Here is a 22,685-nt window from a genome sequence, read left to right on the forward strand (position 1 = left end):
ATCCTTGTGGCCATCTGTTAGGTTCCTGCGTCTGAGCTCGGGGCGAACGGGAACCCTCCGAACCGAGCGATGTTTGAGAACGTGCCGCTGCACTTGAGCAGCGTGTGGTCGCAGCCACGGCGGAGGACCAGACCGGTGCCCGAGGGTGGAACTTGGGGCAGGGCAGGGGTGATCTCTACGGCCGTGATCCCGGTGGCGACCTGGGAGTTGGAGACGATCGTCCGGGTGCTACCGCTCATCGGCCCAGACGTGATGGAGACGGTCCCGATCTTCAGGTCGTTCGTGGTGAACGTGGAGGAACCGACCCGGAGGACGGTCGTGGTCGAACCGGAGGAGGCCACACGACTGAAGGTGTGCGGGGTCATGTTCACCTGGCACCAGCCGTCGCCGAGGACGTAGGGACACGAGACCTGGACGATGCGTGGCGGGAACGCCCTCGACATCGAGGCGATCAGGGACTTCACCGTCAGCTCGATCCTCGTGGAGCCGGGTTCGACGTTGACGATCCGTCCGTCGAAGTCCGTGACCATGCCGGCCAGGTTTCCCCAGCTCCCGGAGAAGTACGCCCGCTGCACCAGGACCCGGACGTCATCGAACGAGCCCTGGAGCGCAGCCTGAAGCATCGGGGTGCCAGCCAGAGTGCCGCTGCCCGGGACTACCGTGAGGCCGATCGTGTCGACCTCGAGCCCGGTCTTCGTCCGGGACTTGCCCTTCGAGACTCCCGGGCCAGCGCATGACCAGGTGGTCGAGCCAGACACGACATCAACGTCTGCCGAGGTCCACCGCTGCGTCCCCTCCCGGAACTCGAACGTGAACAGCTCCGCCACGAGGTGGTTGTCGGTCCCGTAGAGCGTAGAGTCGAGCTGGGTGCTGGTGGGCTTCATCCTGGGCCTCTCCGATTCACTCCGATGTGACGGAGCGTGTACCCCATAGGTATAGGTGGCCGGAGGTTTTGGGCCTCTCCGACGTCATCCTGGGTGATCGGGTCACTTCACCGAGATGACCGTGGCCTCTGCCTCCCAGATGCCCGGGACGATCCGGTGGAGTTTGAGGGAGTCCTGTACGAAGCGGACTCGAACCTGAGAACCAGAGTACGGGTCGTTCATGAGGAACGAGTCCCAGCTGCCGAGGTGGTCATCGAAGAACTTCTGGACCGTGGCCACCTCGGAGTACGCAGCCCACGGGGCCGGGGCCATCACGTCTGTACGGAGGACGTTCCAGCGGAGCTGGTAGCGGTACCTGGGAGTGGACCAGTAGGCGGCCCGTTGTTCCTTGCCACCGGCAGTCTCGAAGACGCTGCTCCGGTAGATTGTCTCTCGCTCGACCTCTACGTCCAGACCAGGAAGCTCTGGGAATACGCTGTTTGACATCGCTTAGAACCTCCCGTCCTTGGACGCCTCGTTCAGGACCCTGATCAGCTGGCCGTCGTTGCTCTTCAGGGCCGAGTAGAACGACTTCGTGTCGATGGCGTTGATGACGTAGGTGTTCTGCGTCGTCCTTCCGCCGAGCTGGTTGTTCGGCACGATCTTCCCGCTCATCGAGGGGACGAACAGCTCAGGGCCGATCTCACCGACGATGTACGGCTGACCAGCCATGACAGGTCCGCCGGCCGCTCTCATCTGAGGGACTGAGGCGATCGTGCTGATGATGGCCGCCGCCGATGCAGCGATGTTCAACCAGGCGAACGGTCCGGCCGTGGCGCTCATGGCGATGGCGAGCTGCATGGCCTGCTGGATGAGCTTGCCGAGGGTGGCCGTCATCTTCCCGGTTGAGCCACCGATGGCATCGCCGAAGGAACCGAGCGTATCGGCGATCGTGGCGCCGACCATCTGGGTGGTCTCGAGCTGCTTGTTGAAGGCGTCCATCTCCTTGGACGCGTCCTTCGCCTTGCCCTCGTTGAACTTCTTGTTGGACTGGGCGAGGACGCTGCCCTCGTTGTCGCCGCCCGCGAAGATGGGACTCTTGCCGTAGAGGCTCTCGTTGCCCTTCTCGGCCTCTTTCCGATAGTCGTCACCGATCTGCTTGGCGGTGATGGCGCCCTCGAGCTGAAGCTCTCCGGTGATGTCACGCCGCATGCCGGCGTCGCCACCCTCCGGCGCCTGGCCGAGCGCGATCGCGTCAGCCTTCACCTTGGCTTCGGCGGCTACCTTCGCCGCCTCCTGGGCCTTCTTGAGGGCGTCCTCGGCGGCCTTCGTGGCTGCCTTGCCGGCCGCCTCACGGGCCTTGCCGACATCTATCTCGGTCCTCTTCGTGACCAAGCCGAGATCCTCGATCGCCTTGGCCTCGGCATCCTTCAGTCTCTTGTACTGCTCGACATCGTCGTCGGAACCAAAGACCTGACCTTTAACTCCGAAGACGACCTTCCGTTGGTCCTCCATGGCCTGTCTGGCGGCGGAGGCCTTGGCGACCTCAGCTGCCGCCTTCTCCTGGGCCACGGCGGCCTTCTCACGGGCGACGCCGTAGTCGCCGCCAGACATCTCGGCCATGAGCAGACGGATGGCGGTGCGGTTGTCCTCGATCTGCTTCCCGAGGTCGGCCTGCCACTTCTTCGTCTCCTCGGCGGCCCTCTTGGCCGCAGCACCAGCCTCCTGGAAGTGGTTGACCAGGAGCTGGACGCCAGCCAGGGCAATGCCCATCGGACCGCCGGCGGCGAGACCGCCGAGCATCGTTCCGAGCATCTTCCCTGTGGTGGATGAGGTGTTGCCGAGGACTTGGATGACACCGCCGAACTTCGAGGCGCCCTCCTTGGCTCTGTTCAGAGACTCACCGAGGTTCTTGGTCGCCTTGCCGACGTTATCGAGGCCACGAAGCGCGCCGGTTCCCTCGAACAGAAACTTTAGAATTAGGGGTTCGGCCATGAATCACTTGCCTCCAAACGTCTGCGCCAGCTTCCTCAGCCCCTCCTTGCTGGCACGCTTCGGCTTCTCCTTCTTCACGCCGAGATAGATGGCCGCCAGCATGTTCAGAGGTGGCGTGTCCTCCCACTGGTGGTAGATGTCGTCCACATCGAACAGCGTCAGCCGATCGATGGCGTCGTATGTCCACCCGAGCTCAGTGGCGAGCTGGGCGTAGAGGCCCCTCAGCGACTTCAGCGTGAGGGGCTCTCCACGTTTGGGCTTTTCGACACCGGGGCGGACAACGCTGCTGCGAGGATGTAGGGGATCTCGGGGAGCGAGATGTTGTCCTCGATCCACCCGCTGTCGATCTCAGGGTAGTTCTGCTGGATCGCGCAGGTGATCGCCTCGATCACGGCCTCGAGCTGCTCGGCGCTCATGGCCCCGTCGCTGCGAAGCGAGAGCAGCACGGGCAGGTAGCCCTTGGTACTGAGACGCTTCATCGACTTGAGGTTGAGCGGGGGGACCTCTAGCTGCTTGCCGCCGATCTTCAGGAGAGTCCCGTCATAGTTGACTGTCATCTGGGGCCCTCACTTATTCGACGAAGATCTTGAACACGTCGCCCGAGGCGTTCGCCTGGCAGGAGAAGTTCAGGTTCTCCACCGCGAAGTCCTCGTTCTTGAAGCTCATGTCGAGCGACGGGATCGTGACCGCCAGAAACTCCATGCCGAGCGTCTCGCCGTCCCACTCCTCCTGGAGGAATGCGGTGTAGACGGGCTGGGTTCCCATGTCCTGGTTCTTGACCGTGATGGTCTCACCGCTGCCGGTCGTGTAGCGGTAGCTGACGGTCACCGTTCCGGACTGGGAGGCGTTGAAGCCGTACTTGCCCGCCGTGACGGTGTAGGAACCGAGAGCAGGGGTCGAGCCGGTCACGGTCATCGTGTTGCCTTCGGCATCGAGGACGCCGAGGTCAGCCGTGAACGTGGCGGACTGTGTACCGGTCACGGCGGCCAGGGCGATGGTCAGCGACTCTTCTTTGATGAGGGTGCGACCGGCCGAGCTGGTGCCGCCGAAGACGTTCTTGAGCAGCTTGCCATCGATCGAGGCAAAGCCAGCCTTGCCGCTGATCTTCTTGCCGGTGGCCGCCACCGCGATCGGCCACTGCTTGGAGCCCATCAGCTCCTTGGTGGATCCCTCGAAGTTGACTGAGACGTCCTGCAGGACGCCGACCTGGTAGCTCTGACCGGTCGAGTCCTTCACGTACAGCTTGCCGCTGCCAAATAGAATCGAGCTCATTGATATGTTTCTCCTATCGGAACTCCTTTGAAAGAGTTGGTCACCGCTTCAGTAGGCAGCGGCATGCCTGTATTACTTAGGACGGGACGACCAATTCGACCGAGATGATGGCAACTCCCTGCGCCCCATCCCCGAGGCCGCCGCCGTACTCGATCCCGGTCAGACGAGCGGAGGCCACCGCCTTGCCCAGAGTCGTGTTCCCCTTGGCATGCGCCAGAGGGTCGGCGGCCTTCCGTTCCAGGGCGGTCTCGATCTGATGGACGATGCCGTTCAACGTCGGCATGGGGCCCTCGTCAGCGTCCTTGTAGACGTAGACGTAGACCTCGGCCCGGACCGTCTGCTTGCTCGGCATGCCCGTGGTCGAGACCGACTCGACGCTGGACTGGTGCACGAACATGGCCGGCTGTTCGCTCGGATCGGTGCTCTCGAAGCTCTTGAGCCGTCGACTGATGGTGGTCAGGCCGGTGACCGAGCCCGATAGCCGGGCATATAGCGCTGCGTAGATGTCTTCCTTGTTGGTGGCCATCAGCGGTCCCCCTTCCTGATCGCGTCATCGATCGCCTGCTTCACGTTCCGCATGACGGTCGCTTCGAGCGTGTTGACGACCGGGGTCGCCCAGGGCTTGGCCGCGATCTGCTTCCCCTTCCGGTTGAAGCCGTAGTTCCAGAAACGTCCGATGAAGTAGCGGGAGCCCGCCTTGGCGAAGACCTCCCACTTCCTGGCCCTGACGGTGGCTTTGATCGTGGAGGCCAGACCTCCCGTCTTCCGATGAAGCACGGCCCCGCTGACGTTCGCCATCATCCGGGCCTTGGCGTCACGCATGTCCTTGCGGAGGGCGTTACGCACCGACAGCCTGATCTCGTCAGGGATCCGGGTGCTGTACTTCACGGCCAGCCGGTTGGCGTTCTCCAGTCTCAGTTCATCAGCCACGCTCGATCACTCTCCGTCACTTCGGAGCCCCTCTGCTCGCTGGCCCCTTGTCCCCTATGGCCTGGGGACCAAAACCCTTCGGCGGGCCTCGGAGGGCCCTCAGAACTCACAGGCAGGGGATCCGCCTGTATGCATCTAGTACTGCCAGTACGGAAAGCGGCACGACCGCGGGAAGGAACGACACCGACTGGCCCGCCATGGACTCGCTGGTCTTGCCGATCCGGGTCCGGTCTCGGTACTTGAGTCCGGCCATTTCGATCACTGCCTGCTTGATATCGAACGGTACGACTGGGTAACCGCACGTATATGAGATCTGTACGTTGCCATCGCCCAGCGTGAACCGGTGACCGCGTAATCTGAGATGACCATCGTGGAAATACCAGCCGTCGACGGATAGTCCGACACTCTCGGCGATGGACTGCTCGTCGATAGCCACTGACACGATACTTACGACGGGACGTTCACGAAGCGTCATGAGCTTCCCTCCGTCTCCGTCTCGAATCTCAGTCTTCAGACGGTACCGGAAGTCAACCCCTGTGTACGATTCAACGAAAGTGCTGGCGGCGGCGATCAACGTCGTGATTAGGGCGTCATCGTTGGTATGTGTGATATCGAGGTAAGCCTTCAGCTCGTCAACATCGGCCAACGGTGGTGACACGAGACCTATGCTCTGGAACGGCGCGCTCGGTGACGACAAGATGCCGAGCTGGTTGACGACCGTCACTCTGTACCAAGTAGATAACGAACCATTTTGGTCTGTGTATTCGTACAGGCCTAGTGTCGTATTGAAGTATGAGCCAGTCAGGCTCTCTGAAACATGTACGATAGACGTCCATGGACCGATAGCTTCTGGTCCTGATTCGACATTGTAATAATCAATGTCTGTGTCTGATGATGGCGACCAACGAATCTGCACTGCCATTAGATTAAGATCTCCTGTCTATTCAGTTTCGAAGGGTCACATCAACTCCCACTAGACCAGCACCAGCGGCAGCCACTTGGCCCGTAATCCGTCCCCCAGCAGATGCGAAATGACCTCTGAATTCTGCACCGGCGACTCGGATAGAAGCCGGCGGCAGCTGCAGGACGACTCTGATCGGAGCTACGGCACTCACTAGGTTGATCGACGGCAAAGGAAGATTGACTGTCGTCGTAATACTTAGGGCGGTGACAGCAGAAACCGCCTCAACTGGTGTAATCTCTGGTGCCACGTTGACCCCGGCCGATATGTCTGTGACCAAGATCGTAGCCGTGACAGCAGGAAGCACGACAGCGGCATCGGCGACCCCGGTCGCCGAGATGACACCCAATCCTGTGGTTCCTTCAGCTGCTAAGAGCGCCGTTGAAGCCTCGCCCGTGCTCGCTGCACCGACGACTGTCGTCTCTGGGTTCCAGATTAGAAATGCGTCTCCAGAGTCGAAACTGTACGCCTGTGGGTCAATCTTGAACGCGGGCTGGCTTATCTTGGCTGATGTCTTCAGGGTGAGTTTGTACCAGCCGTCTCCTACGGCTACCATGGTAGGAGACTCGCTGTAGTTCCAGCCTGAGTACGTCCAGTCACCGGTGACGAGATCGAAGCGTGCCCAAGCGTTTGTAGACCCGATGATCAGCCGTCCGTTCCAGGATCCAGTAGAGACCAGTTTCGCGTAGACCGTCCAACGGATCTCGGTCGAAGGCGGCGAGACCAGGGTAGCTACCGTGGTAGCGATGCCTCCGTATATAGTCCCGCGGCCACGAAATTCAGTGGCTGTATTGGTGCCGTTGGGCGCGAGTTGGCCTGGCGTTATGGTCGTGCTTGACGTAGTCCAGACCGTCGTATCGGTGAAGTCCTGTCCAGCGACGATGTTCTGACTGCGAAGTTCTATGCTCGTCGAAACGGGTGAGAGCGAAGCAGATACGTTTGTCGAAGCGTCGGCGTCTGAGACAAAGACAGGTGTGACCCAGTAGTTCGCCTGCGCGGCTGATGTATTGCTAAACGATGAACCGGTGTTACCGGCTCCCGAATAGCTGTACATGCCGTTTGGGTATGGGTTGCCATCGACACAAGCCGCAAGGCTGCCTGTGATCCTAGGATCTGTGAGGAAGTAGCCCGTGGTGCGTGAATAATCGAAACCAGTCGCCCCAGAACCAGTCTTCACTGTGTATGAAGCGCGATACCAAGTTCCTGATGTTATATGGACGGGCGAAGAGAAGTCGGTGCCGATCCAAGCACCGCTAGCATTCGGTGGGTTTACTGTCTCTGCGAGCTTCGTGCCGTTGATGGACCACAATGTGAGGTGTGTGGTCTCACTCGTGGAGTTGGTAGATTTCCAGTGTCTGACCCCTGTGACGTTACCGTCACGGTTCGCCTGAAACGTGACGCCGAGCGTGATGCGACCCGACGCCTCGTATGTGTCGTTGAGCCTGTCTGATGCCGCAGGCGTTGTGTCCAACGACCAGAGTGTTTCCACGAGATTGCCTCAGACGTAGTCTATTAGCTGAGCTTGATCAGACCGCCGGCCCCGCCAGACGGGATCTGAACTGTAAAAGCGCCGTTCGTTGAGGTGATAGTCCCACCAAACGAGAACGTAGCTAGAGCGGGCTTACCGCTCGCTGAGTCGTTGTAGATGATTCCGCCTACCGCAGAGATTGAGGAGCTTGCCCACGTGACGTCAGACCAGTCCATGGACGCAGTACCGGATACGAGCGAGTAGGCTAGGCCTGTGAGCGTCGCCCCGCCGGTCGTGTATCCGTTGCCGTTCGCCACCTCGTCGCCGGTCGTGCTCGTGTAACTCGTCGTGCCAGCACCGTACGTACCTGTCATCGTCGGCTTGAGAAGCGCGAGCTTGTACGTGTGGGTCGGCAAGTGCGTCCCTGATAGGAACTCCCTCTTCGCCGATTCGCAGAATGCTGTCGTGATTGCCATCGCAATGTTCTCCATTTGATCGCTAGATTCAAGAGAGCCCAGGACCCGTAGAAGAGTCCTGGGCTCGTTGGATCAGCGATTACCGGGCCGCGAGGCGCACGTAGTACGACTGCGTCGAGGCATCCGGCAGCGTGATGACCGACTGGCGGCGGGTGTCACCACCGAGGCGGATGTAGAAGCGGAACGCCTGGACCACCTGGTCGAACCAGAAGTGGATCGAGTTGTCGGCCTGGAGACCGGCCTTGGTGACCGCCCAGTACTTCGAGAGGTCCACGAAGGAGACGTCGCCAGCTGCGCCGAGAGCGGGGGCGTTCGGGAGCACGATCACCGGACGACCGAGCAGCGTGCTGAAGGGGCTGTTCGCCATCGATCCACCCGGCACGAAGGCAGGGGTCGTGGTGCCGCTGATGACCATGCCGTAGAGCTGGGACTCGACGTTCGGGTTCACCACCCAGACAGCGTTGCCACGCGAGGCCTGGGGCATCGCGAAGTACATGTCCTTGATGTTGCCCGCCGTGACGGTGCCGGCGACCTGGCCAGAGCCGGAGGCGACGGTCTTGAGAGCCGAGGACGAGAGGAAGCCTTTCGCCTGGCCCGAGCCGGTGCCCTTCAGGATGGCGTCGTTGACCTTGTAGATCAGCGCCTCACCGACGAGCTGGTTGATGTAGGCCGAGAACGCGGAGTTGTCCTGCAGGAGCTCCTCGGAGGCCGGGACGATCACGCCGAGCTTGTGGGCCGTGAGGGTCAGGCTGGACTGGGCCGGCTTCACCTGATCAAGGGCGACGCCCTCGGTCTTGTAGGAGAGGTTGCCCGTGCCGGAGAACGGGGCCCACGGCATGGTGTCGTCGACCGGGATCACGATCGAGTTCTGGGTGAGCGGGACCTTCGTGCAGAACGAGAGCAGCGAGTTCTGGCCGTAGAGGTCCTTCTCGATGTTGGTGCGGAACTCGCCGGGAACCATCACGCCACCATCGGCGTCGGTCGCCTCGTTGGCGAAGGTGGACAGGGCGTTCATCACCCGGTCGTTGGCCTGGCCACGAGCCTTGGCGCGGACGGCGTTCGCCATCTCACCCAGGTTCTTGAAGGCCTTCTCGTTGCTGGTGATGTGCAGGGCCGGACGGACCTCGAGGGTCGTCTTGCGGACCGGCTGGGCCATCGCGGCCTTGTTCGCCACGACGGACTCGCGGAGCTTCACTTCACGCTGAAGCTCCTGGTTCTCGGCCTGGAGCTTCTCGATCTCATCAGCTTCCTGGGCCGTGAAGGTGCGTTCTACAGCGCTCTCGTTGAGAGCGGAAAGACGGGCGTCGATCTCCTGGATGCGGGCCCGAACGGTTTCAAGAATAGACATCTTCTTTTCCTCGGTTATCTCCTTTCGCTAGAGGTGAACCTCAATCGCGAAAGCTTCTTGGTTTGTTCGGCCCATCGAGAGCCGACTGCTACTGACCGGCTGGCCGGTCATTTCTTCTGCGCGATCCTCGCGTTGAGGCGCGCGTAGTCCATCTTCGAGAGCCTCTTCGGCTCAGTGATCTTGTTCTCAGCCCCCGGGGTCTGGATCCGATCGACCCGGTCAGCGAGACCGTTGGCCACCGCCTCGTCGGCGTTGAACCAGGTCTCCTCGCTCTTGACCCACTCGTCGACCTTCTCGGGAGACTGCTTCGTCCGAGATACATAGATCTCGGCGATAGAATTGGTGATCAATTCGAGTTTATCCGCGGCCTCACGAAGTTTGGCCGGGTTGCCCATCACACCAGACCAGGCACCGTGCACCATCACCTGGCTGCCGACTCCCATGATCCGCTCGTCGGCGGCCATCAGGATCACGGATGCGGCCGAGGCGGCCAGGCCATCCACGTATGCGGTCTTGTGGCCGGGGTAACGGGCGAGGATGTTAAAGATCGAGACGCCCTCGTGAGCGTCGCCACCGTCGCTGGAGATGAAGATGTCGAGCGGTCCCTTCTTCCCGCTCAGCGCATCGGCGATGTCCTGGGAGCCGAAGCCACCGAACACCCGGCCGACATCGCCGTAGAGGTACAGCTGGACCCGCTCGTTCTTCATCTGCACCAGACCCTCTGGCTTCAGGGCTCGATGCTCGGCGGCGCTGAGCCGCACAGGCTGGATGATTTTCATGACTGGTCCCCCAGCAGCTGCACCGTCAGGGCGGCCGCCACTTCGTTGATGTCTCCTGACTCGACGGCTTCGATCGCCACCAGATAGAGGTTGTTCAGCTCCTCTCCCTTCACGGGGAAGAGGTCATCGGAGCCATGCAACTCTCGGAGCGCCCTGGCGCGAAGCTCCTGTCTGGACTGCTCTAGCTTCTGGCCGAGGACGCCGTTCGTGTTGGTCCGCCTGAGATCGGTCTCCCGAGCCTGGAGCCGCTTCACGTGACGCTCGAGCCGGTCCTGGAGCAGACGGTTGACGGCCTTCATGGCCATCTCATCACCGGCATGTTCTGAGGGGCCTGCGTCCTCGTCGGAGGGATCCGTCTCCTCAGCCAAGGGGTCCACACCATCCGCGGGCTCGGGTGCCTCGGAGGGCTTGCCGTCATATCTGTCGCCGTCCGGGATGTCGTTCATGTTCAGTGAGTCACGCCACTCGTTCTTCGAGAGGATCCCGTTCCTGAACAAGACCTCCTTCTCTTGGGCGTTGGTCAGGGCGTCCGCCTCGGCGAGCCACGTGAGGTCCATCTCGACGTAGCGCCACGGCTTCCGCTGGGGCAGGAGCTTGAAGGTCGCCTCCTGGTCGAGGCGTTTGGTCCATGCGCGCAGCGTGTGGCGGGTGAAGGTGAGGCCAAGCTCGGAGAGGTTCCGGCCGTAACCCTGGCTGGCGATGGAGACGCCAACGAGGTGAGGTGGGACGCCGAAGAAGCGGAGGACCTCTTCCACCGAGAACTGGCGGGAGGGGATGACCTGGGCGTCGGTGGCCTTCACCTCAGAGGAGACGACCTCGACGCCGCCCGGCGCGATCACCGGCTTGAACGCCTTGCCAGCGCCGCCGCGTGACGCCTCCCAGGAGCGCATCAGGCTGGCCTCCTCATCTGGCTTCAGCGGGCGGGGGACCTTCATGATCACGCCCGGCTGGCCCATGTTGGCGAAGTAGGCCAACGAGAACTGTTCTGCGGCATGGGCGGAGGCGACCGCCTTGGCGGCCCGTCCGAGGATCGAGTCGCCCATCAGGCCATCGACGGAGGCGAGCGCACGGAGGTGGAAGACCTCGTCCTGCTCAAGCCTGACCTGGCCGCCCTGGTACTGCGAATAGACGTAGTAGAGCTTGCCGTCAGGATCACGGGCCACCTGGACCCGCTCAGACGGGAGCACCTGAAGCTCGATCACTCGGCCGGCACGGTCGCGGACGATCTCCGCGTAACCGTTACCGTGGACGATGGTCTGGACGATCAGCGCCTCACGGAACGACTGGGCAGTCGTGTCTGGGTTCGGCCTGACGTTGAGGAGCCAGTGAAGCGGATCGTCTGGAAGCAGGATCCGCTTCCGTCCCTCCAGCTGGTAGACGTCCCAAGGGCTGGACGCGATCGCCTCGGCGATGACCCTGACGCATGCGAAGACCGCCGAAAGTGACAGCTGGTCGGCGGTCGACAGACGCAGGACCGGGGCAACCATCCCGTTCGCATAGAACGAGGGATAGGTTGACCTTGGATCGGCCGGTTGCGTCCTGTTGAAAAGACGTGTCCAAATGCTCATGTTCTTAGCGCGCTCCTCATATCTAGGCGCGACTTTGGTTTTCAGGCCGATCGCCCAACAATCTGAATAGCAATGGTCCGTCGAATTGTTCCGAAGCTGCGTCCTGCGCCAACGCCATGGCCGTGAACAGAGCCGTGGCGGCGTCAATCTTTGCCGTCGGTGAGGAGCGGTCGGGCGTGATCAGTCCGCCACGGTTCTTGAACGCCACCACGTTGCCGATCTGCCAGGAGACGGCCGGGTTGCCGGTGTGGACGAGCCGCTTCTCGAGCACCGCCGATTCGGTCTCGGTCATCGGACGGTTCATGTTCACGGGGTTGGTGCGGACCTCGACGGGCTCGATACCCTCCCTCATGAGCACCTGACCGAGGGCCGAGTCACCGAAGGCAGGGTCGAAGCAGACCGTGGATCCCGGGAACATCTCGACGTAGTCAGCCACCGACTCGGCCACCTGGAGCTGGTCAATCGTGTCGCCTGTGTGGATCGTGAGGTGACCGTCGATGCCCCATCCACGGAGCATCCCGGCGTTCTGCATCTGGGCGACAGAGTTCTCGTTGATGTGACAGTCGAAGAAGGCCGTGTACTTCCGTCGGCCCTGCTCGTCGGTGCCGACAAACACGATCGCGATGGCGAAGATGTCGCCCTTGGCGGCCGGGTCCAGACCGATGAACGCCCGCTGTCCCTTGAACTGTTCGAGGCTGAGCTTCTGATCGGCGCAGGCGTCCCACTTCTCGATCGCCATCCACCCCTCGGCGGCGCCGGCCCAGCGGTTCAGGTGGTACATGATGAACTGGCCACGCTGCTGGCTCATGGCCAGGGCGTCACGGGCCAGCTTCTCCAGGTTCCGCTCGTAGACGCTGACACCGAGGTTCGGGTTGGCCATGAGCCAGCCACGTCGATCGGCGATGTCGTCCGTCTCGGCCTGATAGATGACGGTGAACGTCTCCTCGGCCTCGACCTTCCCTTCGAGGATGTCCTTGTTCTGCTGGAAGATGCCGTAGCCGATGGAGCTGGTGTCGAAGCCGCCCGTGCTGAGGGTGAGGAGCAGGGCCTGCTTCCTCTTGACGATGGCTCCCTTGAGTGCGTCCCAGAGGTCAGACCTGAGGACATGCAGCTCATCGAGGATCAGGCAGTTCGGGCGTGATCCGTGCTGGCTGTCGGCGTTGGCGGTCTTCGGCTTGAAGACAGAGCCAGACTTCGTGTTTAGCAGGGAGCTGGCGTTGAGCTCGATCCCGAGCTCTTTGGCGATGTCGAGCTGTGAGCCCACGGCCGCCTCGAGGATCTGTTTGGCGGTCTTCCAGACGTAGTCCGTGCCCTCTTTGCTGAAGGCGTAGGCGAGGACCTCGGCGTTCATCTCGCCGTCCATGAACGCCATGTAGATGCCGATGGGCGCGGCCAAGAACGACTTGCCGTTCCCCTTACCCATCCAGATGTTCGCGACCAGGAAGCGCCTGAGGTCTGTCCGTTTGTCGACCCAACCGAAGAGGTTGGCGACGATGAACACCTGCCAGGGTTCGAGGTGGATCCGCTCGTACCGAGGAACGTCGTTCCTGGGCAGACACTCGATGAAAGTGCAGGCCTTGGCCGCCTTCTTCTGATCGAACTTGAACGGGAAGTCGTCCGACCTCGACCGCTCCAGATCGTTCAGGAACCTCTTACACGCACCGACCGTCAGCTTACAGGCGACGATCTTCCCGTCGATGACTTCTCTGGCGTACTGCTTGGCTATCTTCGAGTAGTCACGCTTGACGGGCTTCTTCGGCATCAATTCATGAGGTCATCAAAGATCCGCTTGAACGCGGAATCCTCGGGCTTCTTGCCCTTGATGCTGACGGTGGATCGAGACTGAGGAGTCAGACCGAACACCGACAGCCACTCCTTCACCGCCCGCTGGGCGGCGATCAGCTCCTTCTGCGTGGCGTCCGGGCTGAGGCGTAGACGCTCGTAGTTGGACCTGACAGAGACAGTCATCACGAAGGCGTCGTAATCCTCGGCGCCATAGACTCCGAGGTGGTCGACGGCCTGCTTCAATCTGAGCCAGATCGTACGCTCTGTGCCATCGAGGCCGGGCTGTGGTGCGGGGACCTCCACGACATCGATCTGAGGTGCGTCAGGTTTCGACCGGTCCTTGCGGAGCGTGCCGGACGCCTTCTTGATCTCGTCTGGTAGGCGGTTAGCCCCGCCCGATCCTTTGCCACCCATAGACTTTGTTCCTCGTTTCGCTGACCGCGCAAGTTTTGACCTGGCGATGGGGGACGGGACCCCCAGGCCCATTATCTTGAGTCACTCACCGAGGCCCTTCGGAGCCCTTCAGAGTGATTGGGATGTTGAGCCATGGTTGCCACCATCCCTTCCGTCCCGCCCTCTCCGATCGTCACTGGTCACTTCGAGCAGCCATCCTCTGCTCTACGGTCGAAGGCTGCTCTCGCTTCCTTCTGCTTCCTGCGCTGGGACGGCTTCGTGTGGTGCCGTCTGTCCAGGTACTGCCTCAAGATCTGACCGTCACGGACCTTCCGACTGAACCGCCGTATCGTCTGCTCTGGGTTCTCATCGCTCCGTGGTTGGACCTGTAGGCCCTTGAACTTCGAGTGGTCGAACTCCCGCCAAATCACCTGATCACTTCCTTCCTCTTGTGTCCGAAACCGCCGTCCTCACGGCACGTTTTAGAATCGTGGCAACGTTTACAAAGCGCCTGAAGGTTGGCTCTATCGAGGAACAACATCAGGTCACCGAGATGAGGAGTGATGTGATCAACGACCGTCGCCTTCTCTCCGCACATCCGGCAGGTAGGTTCCTCTGCCAGCACAACTGCCCTGAGCCGTCTCCATTCAGGCGTACGGTAGAGGGCGTAGCGATCGGCTCGCTTCTCTCTGTTCTGCGCCTGCCTCTGTGCGTAAGCCTCGGCTGCGGCCTGCTGGTGCTGAGGACAGCGTGATGCTCCTCTGACCCGGATCGAGCAGCCTGGGTGCATGCATATTCTGAGGGGAGACAGGGCCACGTTCTAGGTATGGCCCTCGGCAAACTTTCAGCCCTAGCTATATTAATTTCCGTCGGATTCTCGACGAACGGGCAATAGAAAAGCCCTGACTGTCTAGGAGTTCAGTCAGGGCCGATCGAGGACCGATCTGTGAGGGAAGCCTGTATCAGGGCTTCTAGCTATATCTAGTATCTAATCTAGCATTCAGCCTGTATCTGATCTTCTCTTATAGTCTAGTCTTCAGTCTTAAGCTTCTAGCTATTCTATAGTCTATAGCTATAGATTAAGAGCATGCCGGAGGCATAACGGAAATAAGAATAGAGGCGGAACGCAGACAACTCTTTTTTCTTTTTCAGCAGCCTCTCTCAGCAGCCCCCTTGCAGGGAAATAGGCGGCTCAAAAGACTTTGTGACCAATTTTTCTGCTTTTTACTGCTCTTTGTAAAAATTACATGGCTGGAATCATGATCTGATTTCATTCTCTGATTCCTCTGCCCTGTGCCTGATCAGATCGTCCCGCTTCACCCACCAGAACTTCTTGCATGAGCTGCATCTGGCCGCTGCCGCATGCGGGCCAGAGCCCTTGCTCAGGGTCACCTCTACACTCTTGCACTTCGGGCACTGGATCATCGTCGGGTCTCCTCAGGGATACCTAGGACGTCCAGGAACATCCCAACCACTTCCTGACCATTCCTCAGGACCATCGCTCGATCACCCAGGACCCCTCGGCGAGTGACGGAACCGGCAGGCCTATGTCCTGGATGGCCCGGCTGTCAGAGGGCCTCCGATCGTCACCAGTCACTTCGTCACTTTTGCAAAATATTTTGCGTCCTCCAGGGTAAATATCTGTCCGACCTCCTAATTGAGATAGGAGGCGATGGATATGAAACTGAAGGGAGTATGCAACGAGTGCGGAGCAGAGTTCACTTACAGCCGTAGCACGGCGATCGGTCGTCCCAGGTTGATCTGCGATGACTGCCGTGTCCCGGCGCCGGCCCCGACTCTTCGGCAGCTGATCGATGAGATCGCTCAGAGCCAGAGGCGTGTCGAGTCGACGCTGGACCGTCTTGAGAAGCGAGGGGGCAAGTGATGCGCCGGCCGAAGCAGGGCACGAGGGTGGCGTTCCGGTCGCCCGTCAAACACGAGGATCCGTCCAGGGTGAAATCGGTGTGCAAGTCATGCGGACGGACCTTCTACACAGAGGCAGATTTCGAGGTTCCGGTATGTAGTCTCGACTGTCTCAGGAACATGAGAGCTGGTTTGGTAGTCTGGGAGAGTTAATGAGATGGCAAGCAAGAGGATCGATCCGCTGAAGCGGTTCTGGAAGAAGGTACGTATCGACCCGGAGACGGGCTGTTGGATCTGGACAGGGAGTCTGTCCGGTAACGGCTACGGCAGCCTCAACCTCGGCCGTGGGCTATACATTAAGGCACACAGGTTCGCCTACGAGACCTTCGTCGGTCAGATCGCTGAAGGTCTTGAGCTAGCGCATAGCTGCGACGTGAAGCAGTGCTGCAACCCTGCACACCTCAGGGCGACCACTCACGCCGAGAACATCCAAGAGGCCTGGGATCGTAATCTCTGCCCACGTAAGCGGCGCAAGTTCATCGGCAGCGAGAACGCCGAGCGTATCGTGGAGCTGCTCCGGGACACGGACCAGACGTACTACGAGATCGCCGACGCTTTCGGCATCGGCTACCTAACCGTGGTGCACATCAACTCCGGGTTTCACTGGGCCGACGCCCATCCCGAGATTCCCAGGCCGATCCGCAACAGCTACAGGCGTCAGACCGCCTCGACTGCGATGTGAACCGGAGGCTGCATGCGATGCCCTGTCTTCGAGCCTGGGAACGGGAACTTTACACGGCGCATCGGCTGACCCACTGCCGTGAGTGCCTCAGGATCCTGCCCCGCTACCTCGTCAAAGATGGCGTCTGCCACTACTGCCTGAATATCCCGGTGGACGAGGAACGGGTCAGGACCGAGCGCCAAAAGGCGATCGAGATCGGAAGGAAGCTGAAGTCATGAGCGGGAAGCCTGGCCGTAGACGGACCGTCACCGATGAGCAGATCGCCGAGCTTCGGCGTCTGGCTGCCCTCGGGCTGTCGGTCGCCGAGATCGCCGAGCAGGTCCAAGTGTCCAAGGCGGCCGTCTACTACCACATGCCAGGAGTCGCCGTGATGGGCCATCGCAGCCAAGGCCGCCTCAAGAGGCAGGAGGACGATCCCGAGGTGCAGCGCATTGTCGCCGACCTCCTCAGCAAGTGGCGGGCCGAGGGACATAGGTGAAACGCTGAGTAAACTCAGTGATATAATTTACAAATGCGATGGCCTCTTTATTTTTGTGTTGCTATTTAGGATTGACGTTAAACAGGATCTAGGTATGAAAAAAGCCGTTTCTGTTGACGCAGAAACGGCTCATGGACCGGATCGGGGTTGCACCGACATCGCACTACTTGAGAGGCAGGCATGTTGCTGTTGCACCACACAAATGGTGGATGGGGCGGTTCAGATAAGGCGTGGCGGCGGGCCCCTCCACCGAACTTCGAGGGGATAATCATGAGGAAGCTGATTCTCGCCGTACTGTTGATCGCAGCCTGCGGCCCGAGCGCCACGCAGATCGATAAGACCACCGAGACGCACTTCTGGGGCCTGCGGCTGGCGACCGAGAGCCTGGCGAACGCAAAGCGTTCCTGTGAGCTCTCTTCAGAGATGGCCAGCCAGAACAACCCGAGGTCGATCGAGGATCGGGATCGGGCATGCAGCAAGTGGCGCGACGCCGACAAGTCCCTCAGGGACAAGCAGGCTGAGATCGAGACCTACTGCCGGGAGCGCCTCGACTCCTGTGAGCGGGTGAAGCGGCTCCAGGCGATGGCGAGGTAGGTCAGGCCTTGGTCTTGACCCGAGGCACCTGAGAATAACTGGGACGTTAGGTGGCGTAGAGCCTACCTATTAGGTGAACACAAAACATCTCATCTACGCCCTGAAGGACCCCAGAGATGGTCGGGTCCGTTATATCGGACAATCAAGCAGGGGCCTCGATCGTCCCCGTGATCATGCGGCTAGAGCCAGGCTGAACCATGATGCTGGCAAATCTCACTGCTACAGGTGGATCAGACAGCTTCTGAGCCTAGGCTTGCAGTACGAGATCGAAGTCGTTGAGAGCTTTGACGAGAGCCCAGATGTTAAGGAACTACTCGATACAGCGGAGATTCGCTGGATTGCTCTTTACCGACAGCAAGAGCTAGACCTCACGAACAGTTCTGACGGTGGCGGCGGACGCCGCGGCCCGAGGAAAACTCCCGTCTCAGAGGAAACACGGCGGCGTATTTCAGAAGCTAAGAAGGGAACGCCTGCCTGGAACAAGGGTAAGCAGCTCTCTGCTGAATACCGGAAGAAGCTCTCAGAGAATCATCGTGGGATGACCGGCAAGAAGCAGACGGCGGAGACCCGAGCCAAGATCTCCGCCGCTCTACGTCGCAGAGTTACTTCATCCTAGGACGAGGAACCACAGCCCGGGTGGCGTAGAACTTCATCATCGTGTTGTACGAGTGTCCCAGGAAGGCCGACACAGCCTTCGGGTCCTCGCCTGCCTCGACAGCCTTCGTGGCCAGGGTCGCCCGGTACATGCCCGGCGTGAACGGCTTCACCTTCGCATCCTCACAGGCCTTCTTCACCGCCCGGTAGAACATCACTCGGTTGAACGGGCCACGGCCCCGGATGCGGACCGCCACCTCCTCAGCCTCCTCGGTCAGCTCGGTCCGGTGGACCCGGCCCGACTTGTGGATGACCTCGGCCACGTAGATGTCCTTCCCGTTACGCCGAGGGTAGGTGAGGTTGCCGCCGTCGTCCTGGGCGAACCGTTCCAACTCCGAGACATGCCAGCCGGTGGCCTCGAGGAAGACCATCAGGTCCCGGTATTCCTCAGACAGATGCTTCATGACCTTCTGATGTCGGTCGTCCGAGATGACCTTGGGCCGGGTGAGCTGGGCTGGCTTCCCGGGCGGCCTGACCAGAGACTTCGTCGGGTCCTTCTCCACGAGGCCGCTCTTCACGAGCCAAGTCCAGAAGGCGCTGACGACGTTCACCCGCATCCCGCGGTTCGGAGCTTCCTTGAGGGCGAGGTTGAAGTCCTTGAGGTTCGCCTTCGAGATGTCCGAGGGCAGCCGCTCCGCCCACCACTTCAAGTACGACCGGCAGCGTCCGATCCGACCCTCAGAACGACCGCCGGCACGTAGCGTCTCGACGTACGAGTCGATGAGGTCCTGGTCGAGCGTGACCCCGTCCTCGCCTCCGAGCGGCCTGTAGTTGTCTGGGTCCTGCTCCCACCGCTCGTACTCCTTCAGCGCCGCCTTCTCCGTCGAGCACTTCGTGCTGACCGAGTACCGCTTGCCGTTCCGCATCTTGTAGATGTGGAAGACCTTGATTCCAGGGGCCTCCCAGTACCGCCCACCGAGCCATTTCTTGTAGGCCATGCCACCCTCCTTGGGTGGGTAGGTGGTACATCAGTGATACACATAGGTACACTTGGATAAACAAAAGGGCTCCCCGGATGTGCCGGAAAGCCCTTTAAATTCAGCTACTTGACCCCACGGGGATTCGAACCCCGGTTCCAGCCTTGAAAGGGCCGTGTCCTGGGCCTCTAGACGATGGGGTCGCGCGGTCTAGTACCCGACCCTTGGGCTCGTGTAAAGGGGCGCGTTTCCCGGACGGGGAGGGCGGGAACTGCGCGCGATCAAGGCGCGCGGCCGGCCGCGCCGGTGGGCTGCGCGGCGGGGCGGGAGCCGGGCGCGGGCGCCTGGTAGAGCGTGCCCCGGACCCAGTCCCAGAGCGGCACGGTCACGTTGAAGTTCCACCGGTTCATGAGGTGCGGAGCGTGGTGGAGCTGGTGGTGCCGCCGCAGCGTCCGGACGAGCGCGGTCCGCGCCAGCCACCGGTCCTGGGGCAGGTGGTAGGCGAGGTGCAGCCACTCGTAGGAGAGCACGTAGAGCACCACGCTCGCGACCCACAGGGCGGCCAGGTTGGGCTGGCGGAGCCAGACGAAGGCGAGCGTGAGCGGCGAGGTGACGGCGAGGATGGCGAGCACGCCGTAGGCCGGAAGCAGCACCAGCTTCAGCTCCCGCCAGTCGCGCATCGCCATGTCCTCGGCGACGTACACCGCGTGGTGCTGCGGCGTGTGGCGCACGTAGAACACCTCGGCGAACCGCAGCCGGCGGTGCAGCATCCCGCGGTGGGCCGTCCACTCGACGGCGTTGCCGAACACGAGGAACGCGGGCACGGCGGCGAGCTGCCACGCGGCGAGACCCTGGATGCGCGAGAGCGCGAACGCGGCGATGGCGAGGCCGGCCACCGCGGGGAAGAGCAGGTGCCCCCAGGGCGAGTACCACCGCGGGATCCGGGAGAGCAGCTCGGCGCGGAACTCCGAACGGGAAGCCTGGGTCATGGTCCGCGTCTCCGGTCGCCGGCCGTTCCGGCGGGGCCGCGGAAAGGTAGGGGCGTGGAGGGGCCGGCCGCAACTGAACGCTGGCGCCCCGCACGGAGCGAAACGTGGTCGCGAGGCCTCATGACGCGGTGCGGCGGCGCCTCCGGGGAGATCGCCGCCGCGCCCACCGACCCTACGCCGCCGGCGCCTCCTCGAAGAGCCAGGTCGTCAGGTACCGCTCGCCGGTGTCGGGCAGCACCACCACGATGAGCTTGCCCGCGTTCTCGGGCCGCCGCGCCACCTCGCGCGCCGCCCAGGCCGCGCCGCCGCAGGAGATGCCGGACAGGATGCCCTCCTCCCGCGTGAGCCGGCGGCCGAAGTCGCCGGCGTCGGCGTTCTGGACCGTGATCACCTCGTCGATGAGCGAGGTGTCGAGCACCTTCGGCACGAAGCCCGGTCCCCAGCCCTGGATCTTGTGCGGCCCCGGCTTGCCGCCCGAGATCACCGGCGAGTCGGCCGGCTCGGCGGCCACGATGCGGATGGACGGCTTGCGCGCCTTCAGCACCTGGCCGACGCCGGTGAGCGTCCCCCCGGTGCCGGTCCCGGCGACCACGATGTCCACCTTGCCGTCGGTGTCGCGCCAGATCTCCTCCGCGGTGGTGCGGCGGTGGATCTCGGGGTTGGCCGGGTTCTCGAACTGCTGGAGGATGAGGTACCGGGGGTCCTCGGCCGCGAGCGCCTGCGCCTTCGCGATGGCGCCCTTCATGCCCTCGGCGCCGGGCGTGAGCACCAGCTTCGCGCCGAACGCGGCCAGCAGCTTGCGCCGCTCCACGCTCATGGTGTCGGGCATGGTGAGGACGAGCTTGTAGCCCTTCGCCGCCGCGGCGAACGCGAGCCCGATGCCGGTGTTGCCGCTGGTCGGCTCGAGCAGGATGGTGTCCGGCGCGATCTTCCCGTCGCGCTCGGCCGCCTCGATCATCGCCACGCCGATGCGGTCCTTCACGCTGGAGGCGGGGTTGAAGCTCTCCAGCTTGGCCACCACCGTCGCCCGGGCGCCGTCGATGATCCGGTTGAGCCGCACCAGCGGCGTGTTTCCGATGAGCTTCGTGACGTCGTCCGCGATCCGCATGCGCCCTCGCTCCCGCCGGTCGCCCGGCCGATTCCGTTATAGCGGACATCCTTAGAAGCGGACGCGCCTCCTGTCAAGCGGACACGGCGGCGGCCCGCCGCGGACGCCCGCTGCCGGGGACCGGGCCCGGGCGCCGGCGCGGCGCTGAGACGCGGTCGCGGGAGCGGGTGCGTGTGTCACCCACCGTCAATACTCCCTGACGGGGGGTGACGTGGCCGAGCCTTGCTGATCCAGGTCAATCCCGCGAGCGTGCGACAGGCTGCCGCAGCGCCCGAACTCCATGGACCTCGCCACCCTCTGGATCGTCTCCGGCTCCCTCGCCAGCGTCGGCCTGCTCGCCGGCGGCCACCTCGGCCGGCGCTGGGCCCGCGAGCGCCGCGACGCCGCCGAGCTCGAGGCGAAGCGCGCCCGAGGCCAGCACCTGGCCCGCTCGCTCCACCCGGTCATCGACCCCAACATCTGCATCGGCAGCCTCTCCTGCCTGCGCGCGTGCCCGGAGGGCGACATCCTCGGCATCGTGGACGGCGCCGCGAAGCTGGTGCACGCCGACCACTGCATCGGCCACGGGCGCTGCGCCGCCGAGTGCCCGGTGGGCGCGATCCGGCTGGTGTTCGGCACCGCCGAGCGCGGGGTGGACCTGCCGGAGGTGGACGAGTTCTTCGAGTCCTCGCGGCCCGGCGTGCACGTGGTCGGCGAGCTGGGCGGGATGGGGCTCATCAAGAACGCGATCCAGCAGGGGCTCCAGGTCGCGGAGCGGCTGGCCGAGACCGCGTCGCGCCAGGCGCCGGTCGCGGTGGTCGGCGCGGGCCCGGCCGGCATCGCCACCGCGCTCGGGCTGAAGGCGCGCGGCATCCCGTTCCGCCTGCTCGAGCAGGGGACCATGGGCGGCTCGATCGCCCATTACCCGCGCAAGAAGGTGGCGATGACCGAGCCGGTGGACCTGCCGCTGGTGGGCCGGTTCGGGAAGCGCCTCATCAGCAAGGAGGAGCTGCTCGCCTCCTGGCAGCGCGTCCTCGCGAAGGCGGGCATCGCGGTGGAGGAGGGCGTCAAGGTCACCGGCCTGGACGGCGAGGACGGCCGCTTCGAGCTGCGCACCGAGCGCGGCACGGTGCAGGCGTCGAAGGTGGTGCTGGCGGTCGGGCGCCGCGGCACGCCGCGGAAGCTGGGCGTGCCGGGCGAGGAGCAGGAGAAGGTCCTGTACGGCCTGCGCGACCCGGAGGCGTTCGACGGCAACCGGGTGCTGGTGGTGGGCGGCGGCGACTCGGCGCTCGAGGCGGCCATCCAGCTCGCCACCGAGTCGAGCGCGGAGGTGACGCTCTCGTACCGCGGCGCCGAGCTGGCGCGCTGCCGCGAGGCGAACCGCGCGCGCCTCCAGGAGCTGGTCGCCGCACGGCGCGTGCGCCTGCTGCTCGGCTCCCAGGTGACCGCCATCCGGCCGCGGCAGGTGCTGCTCGACCTGGGCGGGCGCGCCGCCACGCTGGAGAACGACTTCGTGGTGGTGA

The 22,685-nt window shown here is 62.7% G+C and carries 26 protein-coding genes and 2 tRNA genes; 5 read left to right on the forward strand and 23 right to left on the reverse strand.

Features of this window, described 5'->3' with window-relative positions; translation table 11 throughout:
* Positions 1 to 17: 17 nt before the first annotated feature.
* The 18 genes from PSR1_RS03975 to PSR1_RS24965 all read right to left on the reverse strand — a co-directional run bounded on the left by PSR1_RS03975 (position 18) and on the right by PSR1_RS24965 (position 14,628).
* Positions 18 to 884, reverse strand: coding sequence for a DUF2163 domain-containing protein (locus tag PSR1_RS03975; protein WP_059436341.1), 867 nt, complete (start codon positions 882 to 884; stop codon positions 18 to 20).
* 102 nt (positions 885 to 986) lie between these two features.
* Positions 987 to 1,370 carry a DUF2460 domain-containing protein gene (locus tag PSR1_RS03980; RefSeq protein ID WP_059436342.1) on the reverse strand — a complete coding sequence of 128 codons (384 nt, stop codon included), beginning with the start codon at positions 1,368 to 1,370 and terminating at the stop codon, positions 987 to 989.
* Positions 1,371 to 1,373: 3 nt separating this feature from the next.
* Positions 1,374 to 2,858: a hypothetical protein gene (locus tag PSR1_RS03985; protein WP_059436343.1), complete on the reverse strand. Its 1,485-nt coding sequence runs from the start codon at positions 2,856 to 2,858 to the stop codon at positions 1,374 to 1,376.
* Between the two features lie 3 nt (positions 2,859 to 2,861).
* Positions 2,862 to 3,005 (reverse strand): hypothetical protein, encoded by a 144-nt coding sequence (locus PSR1_RS24045; RefSeq protein ID WP_160309002.1) that lies wholly within the window; start codon positions 3,003 to 3,005, stop codon positions 2,862 to 2,864.
* A gap of 83 nt (positions 3,006 to 3,088) precedes the next feature.
* Complete coding sequence (locus PSR1_RS03990; protein WP_059436344.1) at positions 3,089 to 3,415, reverse strand: hypothetical protein; 327 nt, start codon at positions 3,413 to 3,415, stop codon at positions 3,089 to 3,091.
* A 13-nt stretch (positions 3,416 to 3,428) separates the two neighbouring features.
* A complete protein-coding gene (locus PSR1_RS03995) occupies positions 3,429 to 4,130 on the reverse strand; it encodes a hypothetical protein (RefSeq protein ID WP_059436345.1) in 702 nt (233 codons plus the stop codon).
* A 76-nt stretch (positions 4,131 to 4,206) separates the two neighbouring features.
* Entirely contained in the window at positions 4,207 to 4,656 is a 450-nt protein-coding gene (locus PSR1_RS04000) for a hypothetical protein (RefSeq protein ID WP_059436346.1), read from the reverse strand.
* Positions 4,656 to 5,060: a hypothetical protein gene (locus PSR1_RS04005; protein ID WP_059436347.1), complete on the reverse strand. Its 405-nt coding sequence runs from the start codon at positions 5,058 to 5,060 to the stop codon at positions 4,656 to 4,658. The genes PSR1_RS04000 and PSR1_RS04005 overlap by 1 nt, the downstream gene beginning before the upstream one ends.
* A gap of 106 nt (positions 5,061 to 5,166) precedes the next feature.
* A complete protein-coding gene (locus PSR1_RS04010; protein WP_059436348.1) occupies positions 5,167 to 5,784 on the reverse strand; it encodes a head-tail connector protein in 618 nt (205 codons plus the stop codon).
* A 220-nt stretch (positions 5,785 to 6,004) separates the two neighbouring features.
* Entirely contained in the window at positions 6,005 to 7,510 is a 1,506-nt protein-coding gene (locus tag PSR1_RS23360; RefSeq protein WP_082100127.1) for a DUF4082 domain-containing protein, read from the reverse strand.
* 23 nt (positions 7,511 to 7,533) lie between these two features.
* Positions 7,534 to 7,980 carry a hypothetical protein gene (locus PSR1_RS04015; RefSeq protein ID WP_059436349.1) on the reverse strand — a complete coding sequence of 149 codons (447 nt, stop codon included), beginning with the start codon at positions 7,978 to 7,980 and terminating at the stop codon, positions 7,534 to 7,536.
* Between the two features lie 64 nt (positions 7,981 to 8,044).
* Complete coding sequence (locus tag PSR1_RS04020) at positions 8,045 to 9,313, reverse strand: phage major capsid protein (protein WP_082100128.1); 1,269 nt, start codon at positions 9,311 to 9,313, stop codon at positions 8,045 to 8,047.
* A gap of 107 nt (positions 9,314 to 9,420) precedes the next feature.
* Complete coding sequence (locus tag PSR1_RS04025) at positions 9,421 to 10,092, reverse strand: head maturation protease, ClpP-related (protein WP_059436351.1); 672 nt, start codon at positions 10,090 to 10,092, stop codon at positions 9,421 to 9,423.
* On the reverse strand, positions 10,089 to 11,579 hold the full coding sequence (locus PSR1_RS04030) for a phage portal protein (protein ID WP_059436352.1): 1,491 nt from the start codon (positions 11,577 to 11,579) through the stop codon (positions 10,089 to 10,091). The genes PSR1_RS04025 and PSR1_RS04030 overlap by 4 nt, the downstream gene beginning before the upstream one ends.
* Before the next feature lie 103 nt (positions 11,580 to 11,682).
* Entirely contained in the window at positions 11,683 to 13,422 is a 1,740-nt protein-coding gene (locus PSR1_RS04035; protein WP_059436353.1) for a terminase large subunit, read from the reverse strand.
* Positions 13,422 to 13,688, reverse strand: coding sequence for a hypothetical protein (locus tag PSR1_RS04040; RefSeq protein ID WP_059436354.1), 267 nt, complete (start codon positions 13,686 to 13,688; stop codon positions 13,422 to 13,424). Before PSR1_RS04040 ends, PSR1_RS04035 begins: the two co-directional genes overlap by 1 nt.
* Positions 13,689 to 14,038: 350 nt before the next feature.
* The gene (gene rpsU, locus PSR1_RS24960; protein ID WP_082100130.1) at positions 14,039 to 14,269 is read right to left on the reverse strand and encodes a 30S ribosomal protein S21; all 231 of its coding nucleotides are present in this window, start codon (positions 14,267 to 14,269) and stop codon (positions 14,039 to 14,041) included.
* Positions 14,266 to 14,628, reverse strand: coding sequence for an HNH endonuclease signature motif containing protein (locus PSR1_RS24965; RefSeq protein ID WP_082100131.1), 363 nt, complete (start codon positions 14,626 to 14,628; stop codon positions 14,266 to 14,268). Before PSR1_RS24965 ends, rpsU begins: the two co-directional genes overlap by 4 nt.
* Before the next feature lie 1,290 nt (positions 14,629 to 15,918).
* Between PSR1_RS24965 and PSR1_RS04045 the strand changes: the two genes are divergently transcribed.
* A complete protein-coding gene (locus tag PSR1_RS04045; protein WP_059436355.1) occupies positions 15,919 to 16,443 on the forward strand; it encodes an HNH endonuclease signature motif containing protein in 525 nt (174 codons plus the stop codon).
* A 214-nt stretch (positions 16,444 to 16,657) separates the two neighbouring features.
* On the forward strand, positions 16,658 to 16,921 hold the full coding sequence (locus tag PSR1_RS04055; RefSeq protein ID WP_059436357.1) for a helix-turn-helix domain-containing protein: 264 nt from the start codon (positions 16,658 to 16,660) through the stop codon (positions 16,919 to 16,921).
* A 132-nt stretch (positions 16,922 to 17,053) separates the two neighbouring features.
* On the opposite strand, the gene PSR1_RS23735 is transcribed toward PSR1_RS04055, so the two are convergent.
* Positions 17,054 to 17,119: transfer RNA gene (locus PSR1_RS23735), tRNA-Glu, on the reverse strand.
* Positions 17,120 to 17,191: 72 nt separating this feature from the next.
* Between PSR1_RS23735 and PSR1_RS04060 the strand changes: the two genes are divergently transcribed.
* Together PSR1_RS04060 and PSR1_RS23375 are read left to right on the forward strand one after the other, a co-directional pair.
* On the forward strand, positions 17,192 to 17,515 hold the full coding sequence (locus tag PSR1_RS04060; protein ID WP_059436358.1) for a hypothetical protein: 324 nt from the start codon (positions 17,192 to 17,194) through the stop codon (positions 17,513 to 17,515).
* 253 nt (positions 17,516 to 17,768) lie between these two features.
* Positions 17,769 to 18,131: an NUMOD3 domain-containing DNA-binding protein gene (locus PSR1_RS23375; protein WP_160309003.1), complete on the forward strand. Its 363-nt coding sequence runs from the start codon at positions 17,769 to 17,771 to the stop codon at positions 18,129 to 18,131.
* Here the strand turns inward: PSR1_RS23375 and PSR1_RS04065 are convergent.
* The 4 genes from PSR1_RS04065 to cysK form a co-directional block, all read right to left on the reverse strand.
* Positions 18,118 to 19,107 (reverse strand): tyrosine-type recombinase/integrase, encoded by a 990-nt coding sequence (locus PSR1_RS04065; protein ID WP_059436359.1) that lies wholly within the window; start codon positions 19,105 to 19,107, stop codon positions 18,118 to 18,120. The two genes, PSR1_RS23375 and PSR1_RS04065, sit on opposite strands and share 14 nt — an antisense overlap.
* A 109-nt stretch (positions 19,108 to 19,216) precedes the next feature.
* Positions 19,217 to 19,289, reverse strand: a tRNA-Glu gene (locus PSR1_RS04070).
* Between the two features lie 78 nt (positions 19,290 to 19,367).
* Complete coding sequence (locus PSR1_RS04075) at positions 19,368 to 20,075, reverse strand: sterol desaturase family protein (protein ID WP_059436360.1); 708 nt, start codon at positions 20,073 to 20,075, stop codon at positions 19,368 to 19,370.
* Between the two features lie 172 nt (positions 20,076 to 20,247).
* Positions 20,248 to 21,183, reverse strand: coding sequence for a cysteine synthase A (gene cysK, locus PSR1_RS04080; RefSeq protein ID WP_059436361.1), 936 nt, complete (start codon positions 21,181 to 21,183; stop codon positions 20,248 to 20,250).
* A 280-nt stretch (positions 21,184 to 21,463) separates the two neighbouring features.
* Between cysK and PSR1_RS04085 the strand changes: the two genes are divergently transcribed.
* Positions 21,464 to 22,685: NAD(P)-binding domain-containing protein (locus PSR1_RS04085; RefSeq protein WP_152643294.1), on the forward strand; the 1,222-nt coding region annotated here is incomplete at its 3' end.

Source organism: Anaeromyxobacter sp. PSR-1, from assembly GCF_000964525.1.
GTDB lineage: Bacteria > Myxococcota > Myxococcia > Myxococcales > Anaeromyxobacteraceae > Anaeromyxobacter.

What these genes read in the sequence shown, in the direction of transcription:
- PSR1_RS03975 (WP_059436341.1), bottom strand. Translation starts at nt 884, where the DNA reads ATGAAGCCCACCAGCACCCAGCTCGACTCTACGCTCTACGGGACCGAC.
- PSR1_RS03980 (WP_059436342.1), bottom strand. Translation starts at nt 1,370, where the DNA reads ATGTCAAACAGCGTATTCCCAGAGCTTCCTGGTCTGGACGTAGAGGTC.
- PSR1_RS03985 (WP_059436343.1), bottom strand. Translation starts at nt 2,858, where the DNA reads ATGGCCGAACCCCTAATTCTAAAGTTTCTGTTCGAGGGAACCGGCGCG.
- PSR1_RS03990 (WP_059436344.1), bottom strand. Translation starts at nt 3,415, where the DNA reads ATGACAGTCAACTATGACGGGACTCTCCTGAAGATCGGCGGCAAGCAG.
- PSR1_RS03995 (WP_059436345.1), bottom strand. Translation starts at nt 4,130, where the DNA reads ATGAGCTCGATTCTATTTGGCAGCGGCAAGCTGTACGTGAAGGACTCG.
- PSR1_RS04000 (WP_059436346.1), bottom strand. Translation starts at nt 4,656, where the DNA reads ATGGCCACCAACAAGGAAGACATCTACGCAGCGCTATATGCCCGGCTA.
- PSR1_RS04015 (WP_059436349.1), bottom strand. Translation starts at nt 7,980, where the DNA reads ATGGAGAACATTGCGATGGCAATCACGACAGCATTCTGCGAATCGGCG.
- PSR1_RS04020 (WP_082100128.1), bottom strand. Translation starts at nt 9,313, where the DNA reads ATGTCTATTCTTGAAACCGTTCGGGCCCGCATCCAGGAGATCGACGCC.
- PSR1_RS04025 (WP_059436351.1), bottom strand. Translation starts at nt 10,092, where the DNA reads ATGAAAATCATCCAGCCTGTGCGGCTCAGCGCCGCCGAGCATCGAGCC.
- PSR1_RS04030 (WP_059436352.1), bottom strand. Translation starts at nt 11,579, where the DNA reads ATGGTTGCCCCGGTCCTGCGTCTGTCGACCGCCGACCAGCTGTCACTT.
- PSR1_RS04035 (WP_059436353.1), bottom strand. Translation starts at nt 13,422, where the DNA reads ATGCCGAAGAAGCCCGTCAAGCGTGACTACTCGAAGATAGCCAAGCAG.
- PSR1_RS24965 (WP_082100131.1), bottom strand. Translation starts at nt 14,628, where the DNA reads ATGCACCCAGGCTGCTCGATCCGGGTCAGAGGAGCATCACGCTGTCCT.
- PSR1_RS04045 (WP_059436355.1), top strand. Translation starts at nt 15,919, where the DNA reads ATGGCAAGCAAGAGGATCGATCCGCTGAAGCGGTTCTGGAAGAAGGTA.
- PSR1_RS04055 (WP_059436357.1), top strand. Translation starts at nt 16,658, where the DNA reads ATGAGCGGGAAGCCTGGCCGTAGACGGACCGTCACCGATGAGCAGATC.
- PSR1_RS04060 (WP_059436358.1), top strand. Translation starts at nt 17,192, where the DNA reads ATGAGGAAGCTGATTCTCGCCGTACTGTTGATCGCAGCCTGCGGCCCG.
- PSR1_RS04065 (WP_059436359.1), bottom strand. Translation starts at nt 19,107, where the DNA reads ATGGCCTACAAGAAATGGCTCGGTGGGCGGTACTGGGAGGCCCCTGGA.
- PSR1_RS04075 (WP_059436360.1), bottom strand. Translation starts at nt 20,075, where the DNA reads ATGACCCAGGCTTCCCGTTCGGAGTTCCGCGCCGAGCTGCTCTCCCGG.
- cysK (WP_059436361.1), bottom strand. Translation starts at nt 21,183, where the DNA reads ATGCGGATCGCGGACGACGTCACGAAGCTCATCGGAAACACGCCGCTG.